The organism is Brevundimonas sp., assembly GCF_041648615.1.
GTDB lineage: Bacteria > Pseudomonadota > Alphaproteobacteria > Caulobacterales > Caulobacteraceae > Brevundimonas.
On sequence record NZ_JBAZOS010000067.1, the window covers coordinates 1 to 4,927 of the forward strand.

Sequence of the window (4,927 nt, forward strand, 5' to 3'; positions counted from 1 at the left end):
CGCCTGGATGGCGTGGTACAGGAAGACGCTGTGGATCGCCCGGCGCACCGGCTCATTGCCGCGGAAGCTGAACGAGACGTTCGAGACGCCGCCGGACACCCGCGCGTAGGGCAGGGTCGCCTTGATGACCTTCGTCGCCTCGATGAAGTCGACGGCGTAGTTGTCGTGCTCCTCGATCCCCGTCGCCACGGCGAAGATATTGGGGTCGAAGATGATGTCCTCGGGCGGGAAGCCGACCTCGTCGACGAGGATGCGATAGGCGCGGGTGCAGATCTCGATCTTGCGCGCGGCGGTGTCGGCCTGGCCGACCTCGTCGAAGGCCATGACCACGACGGCGGCCCCGTAGCGCAGGCATTTCACCGCCTGTTCGCGGAATTCCGCCTCGCCCGCCTTCATCGAGATCGAATTGACGATCGGCTTGCCCTGGACGCATTTCAGGCCCGCCTCGATCACCTCCCATTTGGAGCTGTCGATCATCACCGGCACGCGGGCGATGTCGGGCTCGGCCGCGATCAGGTTGAGGAAGGTGATCATGGCCTGCTTCGAATCCAGCAGGCCCTCGTCCATGTTGATGTCGATCACCGAGGCCCCGGCCTCGACCTGCTGACGCGCCACCGACAGGGCGGCGGAATAGTCGCCGTCGATGATCAGCTTCTTGAATTTGGCCGAGCCGGTGACGTTGGTCCGCTCGCCGACGTTGATGAAGGTGGGACGCACTACGCTACCAGTTCAAAGGGTTCGAGGCCGGACAGGCGCATGGCCACGGGCCGTTCGGGAATTTCGCGCGTCGGCAGTTTCGACACCGCCTCCGCCGTGTGCCGGATGTGCTCCGGCGTGGTGCCGCAGCAGCCGCCGACGATGTTGACCAGACCGGACGCCGCCCATTCCTCGATGAAGTGGGCGGTCTGGTGCGGCTCCTCGTCGTACTGGCCCATGGCGTTGGGCAGGCCGGCGTTGGGATAGGCGGCGACGAGGGTGTCGGCGACGCGGCTCAGCTCGGCGATGAACGGGCGCATCAGGTCGGCGCCCAAGGCGCAGTTGAAGCCAATGGCGAACGGCTTCGCATGCCGCACGCTGTTCCAGAAGGCTTCGGCCGTCTGGCCCGACAGGGTCCGGCCCGAGCGGTCGGTGATGGTGCCCGAAATCCAGATAGGCAGGGGCTCCAGACCCTCGTCTTCCAGATCCTTGATGGCCTTGATGCAGGCCTTGCAGTTCAGCGTGTCGGTGATGGTCTCGATCAGATAGAGGTCCACGCCGCCTTCGTTCAGCGCCTTCACCTGATGGCGATAGGCTTCATAGACCTGGTCGAAGGTGACCAGTCGGGCGCCCGGGTCGTTCACGTCGGACGACATGGACAGCATCTTGTTCAGTGGCCCGATCGAACCGGCGGCGAAGCGCGGCTTGTGCGGCTCCTTTTCGGTCCAGCGGTCGGCGGCGGCGCGGGCCAGTCTGGCGCCTTCCAGATTGATGTCCCAGACCGCCTGTTCGTCCAGCTTGTAGTCGTCCTGGGCGATCACGGTGGCCGAGAAGGTATTGGTCTCGGAAATGTCGGCGCCGGCGCCGAAATACTCGTCGTGCAGTTCCGACACGATGTCCGGCCGGGTCAGGCACAGAATGTCGTTGTTGCCCTTCATCTGGTCGCGTTCGTCGTAGCCGTTAGCAGCGACGAAACGGTCGGCGCGGAAGTCGGCCTCGTCCAGGCCGCGGCGCTGGAACATCACACCCCACGAGCCGTCGAGAACCAGGATGCGTTCCTTTGCCGCCTTGTGCAGGGCTGCGATGCGCTCTGGTCGGGTGAGGGGAGAGGTCATCTTAAGTAGCCGCCTTGGTTTCACGCACGCCCAGCACGCGACAGATCGCATAGACCAGATCGGCCCGGTTCAGGGTGTAGAAGTGGAAGTCCGAGAAGCCTTCTTCCTGCAGACGCGCACAGGTCTCGGCGGCGATCGAAGCGGCCAGCAGCTTGCGCGTTTCGGGGTCGTCGTCCAGGCCGTCGAAATGGGTCGCCAGCCAGGCCGGAACGGACGCGCCGCAGGACGCGCTCATCCGCACCAGCCCGTTGAAGTTGGACACGGGCATGATGCCGGGCAGCAGGGGGATCTCGATCCCGGCGGCGCGGATCCGGTCGCGATATCTCAGGAAGGCGTCGATATCGAAGAAGAACTGGCTGATCGCGCGGGTGGCGCCGGCGTCGACCTTGGCCTTCAGGACGTCGATATCGTGGTCGATCGACGGGCTTTCCGGGTGGCGCTCGGGATAGGCGCCGACCGTGACGTCGAAGCCGCCAACGCGGCCGATGGCGGCGGTCAGCTCGGTGGCGTTGGCGTAGCCGTCGGCGCGGGGCTGATAGGCGCCGCCGATGCCGGACGCGCCCGGAGGATCGCCGCGCAGGGCGACGATATGGTTCACCCCGATGGCCTTGTAGCTCTCGATCACCTCATCGACCTCGTCGCGGGACGCCTCGACGCAGGTCAGGTGGGCGGCGGGCTTGAGTGTCGTCTCAGTCAGCATGCGCTGGACGGTGCGGTGGGTGCGTTCACGCGTCGATCCGCCGGCGCCGTAGGTCACCGAGACGAACTCGGGGTTCAGCGGCTCCAGACGACGCACAGCCTCCCAAAGGCTTTCCTCTGCCTTGTCGGTCTTGGGTGGGAAGAACTCGAACGACACCCGCACCGGGTTGGCGTTGTCGCCGGCGCGCGCCACCGGCCCCAGCGGGGACAAGAGCAGGGCGCGGGCGGCGGTGAGGGAGGAGGCGGCCATCATGCGGTCTTTCGGTCCTGTTCTGCGCGGCGCTCGGCCGTCCAGATCGTCACGGTCAGGCGCTCGCCGCCGTCCTTGGGTTCGGGGGGCAGGGCGATGGGCGCCAGGGGGCTCAGCCCCGCATCCGTCATCCAGCCGGCGATCTCGGTATCGGCGAAGCCCAGACGCCGGTGCTGGTGCGCCTCGCGCATATGCTCGAAGTCATGAGGCGCGAAGTCGATGATGACCAGACGCCCTCCCGGCCCCACCAGCCGCGACGCCTCGATCACGGCGGCCTGCGGGTCGGCCAGGTAGTGAAGCACCTGATGCACGATCACGAGGTCGGCGCTCTGCGACGGCAGGCGGGTGCCGAAAATGTCGCCGTGGCGAAGTTCGACACGTTCCAGCCCGGCCCGGCTGACATTGGCGCGGGCGATGTTGAGCATGTTCTGGCTGAGATCCAGCCCGATCGACATCTTCGCCTTCTTGCCCAGCAGGGTCAGCATCCGGCCTGAGCCGGTGCCCAGATCTACGACACGGTCAAACGGGCCGGGGCCCACGGCCCGTTCCAGCGCCGCCTCAACGGCGCTCTCGCTGACATAGAGGGAACGCAGCCGGTCCCACTGGGGCGCGACCTGTTCGAAATAGCCAGCGGCGGCGGCCTCACGCTCCTTGCGCACGGCGTCGAGCTGGCGATGGTCGTCTTCACCTGCCTTGTCGGACAGGAGGTCGAGAATGGTGTCCACCAGTCGCCGGGCCGGTGCGTCGTGCGACAGGCGGTAATAGACGCGAGCGCCGTCCGGGAAGCGCTCGATCAGTCCGGCTTCGGTCAGAAGCTTCAGATGGCGCGAGACGCGCGGCTGGCTCTGGTCCAGAATGCGCGACAACTCCATCACGGACAGCTCCTCGCCGGCCAGGAGCGACAGCACGCGCAGCCGGGTCGGTTCGCCGGCGGCGCTCAGGGCCTCCACGGTCTGGTCGGCGGTCAAGGACATGAGATCATATAAAGATATCCTTATATGATTTGGCAAGCTTTAACCGCGTTTCAGCTGCGAAACCGGGCGTCATGTAGCGCCCTGATGGATAGCGACGGAAGGTTGTGGCCCGGACGTTCAAGGTCCAACGCCATCGGAGTTATCTCATGAATCGCCTCGCCCTCGCCGGTGTTCTCGCCGCCGCCGCCCTCACGCCCATTCTGGCTTCCGCCCAGTCGCGCAGCATGATCCCTCCTGAGACGCTGGAGACGATGCAGCGCCGTCAGGACACGATGTTCGACCGGATGGACGCTAACCGGGACGGGGCGATCACCACGACCGAGGTCGAGACCGCTGCGGCTGCAATGCGTGAGCGGCGAGTCGACAGGGCGGGCGGTCCTCCTGCAGGCACGCCCCCGGCCGGCGCTCCCCAGGGCGGTCCCGGACGGGGTGGCATGATGGGCCGGATGATCCAGGAGGCCGACGCTGACGGCGATGGCCAGGTCAGCCGTGAGGAGATGCGCGCTGCGACCGCCCGGCGCTTCACCGCCATGGACAAGAACAGCGACGGCGTCATCTCGAACGATGAACGGCCGCAGGGCTTCGGCATGCGCGGCGAGAGGCAGGGGGGCGGCGAGAGCGGCGGCTCGTCCGTCCAGATTCCGATGGGCGACGAAGGCACTTAGTTCGCGACAGGCGTCCTAGGCGGCTCGCCGCCGAGAACCGCGCCCAGGTTCTGCAAAAGCAGCATCAGCATGCCCTGCACCGACTCCGTCGTGGCCCCGGCCGTATGGGGCGTCAGGATCGTATTCGGCACATCGGCCCAGAGCGCCGGATCGACCGGCTCCTCGACGAAAACGTCCAGCGCCGCCTGACCCAGGACACCTGACCTGAGCGCCGCGATCAGGGCCGGCTCGTCGATGATCTGGCCGCGCGAGACGTTGACCAGCAGACCCTGCGGCCCCACCGCCTCGATGACCTCGGCCGAGATCAGGCCGACATTGGTCTCATCGACCCTGCAGGCGACGACCAGCACATCGCTCTGTTTCGCCAGGGCCAACAGGCTCTCAGACCGGGGCCAGACCGCCGTCTTGTCGCGCGGGCTCCACCACGACACGTCCATGCGCAGCGTCTCGACACGACGGGCGACCGCCTCGCCGATCCCGCCCAGACCGACTATCCCGACCTTCTGGCCCTTCAGTGATCCCGTCAGG

General features: G+C 66.6%; 6 protein-coding genes. 1 reads left to right on the forward strand and 5 read right to left on the reverse strand.

What is annotated here, in order from left to right; translation table 11 throughout:
• The 4 genes from WC555_RS15075 to WC555_RS15090 all read right to left on the reverse strand — a co-directional run.
• Positions 1 to 717, reverse strand: a 717-nt coding sequence (locus WC555_RS15075; protein ID WP_373254887.1) for a dihydropteroate synthase, incomplete at its 3' end; no start/stop codon positions are given.
• A complete protein-coding gene (locus WC555_RS15080) occupies positions 717 to 1,811 on the reverse strand; it encodes a homocysteine S-methyltransferase family protein (protein WP_373254889.1) in 1,095 nt (364 codons plus the stop codon). The genes WC555_RS15075 and WC555_RS15080, both read right to left, overlap by 1 nt.
• A gap of 1 nt (position 1,812) precedes the next feature.
• Entirely contained in the window at positions 1,813 to 2,760 is a 948-nt protein-coding gene (gene metF / locus WC555_RS15085) for a methylenetetrahydrofolate reductase [NAD(P)H] (RefSeq protein ID WP_373254891.1), read from the reverse strand.
• Positions 2,760 to 3,734, reverse strand: a complete 975-nt coding sequence (locus tag WC555_RS15090; protein WP_373254894.1) for an ArsR/SmtB family transcription factor — start codon at positions 3,732 to 3,734, stop codon at positions 2,760 to 2,762. Before WC555_RS15090 ends, metF begins: the two co-directional genes overlap by 1 nt.
• A 146-nt stretch (positions 3,735 to 3,880) precedes the next feature.
• On the opposite strand from WC555_RS15090, the gene WC555_RS15095 reads away from it, so the two are divergent.
• Positions 3,881 to 4,399: an EF-hand domain-containing protein gene (locus WC555_RS15095; protein WP_373254897.1), complete on the forward strand. Its 519-nt coding sequence runs from the start codon at positions 3,881 to 3,883 to the stop codon at positions 4,397 to 4,399.
• Here WC555_RS15095 and WC555_RS15100 read toward each other — a convergent pair.
• Positions 4,396 to 4,927 (reverse strand): NAD(P)-dependent oxidoreductase (locus WC555_RS15100; RefSeq protein ID WP_373254899.1); only part of this gene is annotated, 532 nt, incomplete at its 5' end. The genes WC555_RS15095 and WC555_RS15100 overlap by 4 nt on opposite strands.

Excerpts from the sequence above, each read along its gene's own strand:
- WC555_RS15095 (WP_373254897.1), top strand. The coding sequence starts at position 3,881 with ATGAATCGCCTCGCCCTCGCCGGTGTTCTCGCCGCCGCCGCCCTCACG.
- WC555_RS15080 (WP_373254889.1), bottom strand. The coding sequence starts at position 1,811 with ATGACCTCTCCCCTCACCCGACCAGAGCGCATCGCAGCCCTGCACAAG.
- metF (WP_373254891.1), bottom strand. The coding sequence starts at position 2,760 with ATGGCCGCCTCCTCCCTCACCGCCGCCCGCGCCCTGCTCTTGTCCCCG.
- WC555_RS15090 (WP_373254894.1), bottom strand. The coding sequence starts at position 3,734 with ATGTCCTTGACCGCCGACCAGACCGTGGAGGCCCTGAGCGCCGCCGGC.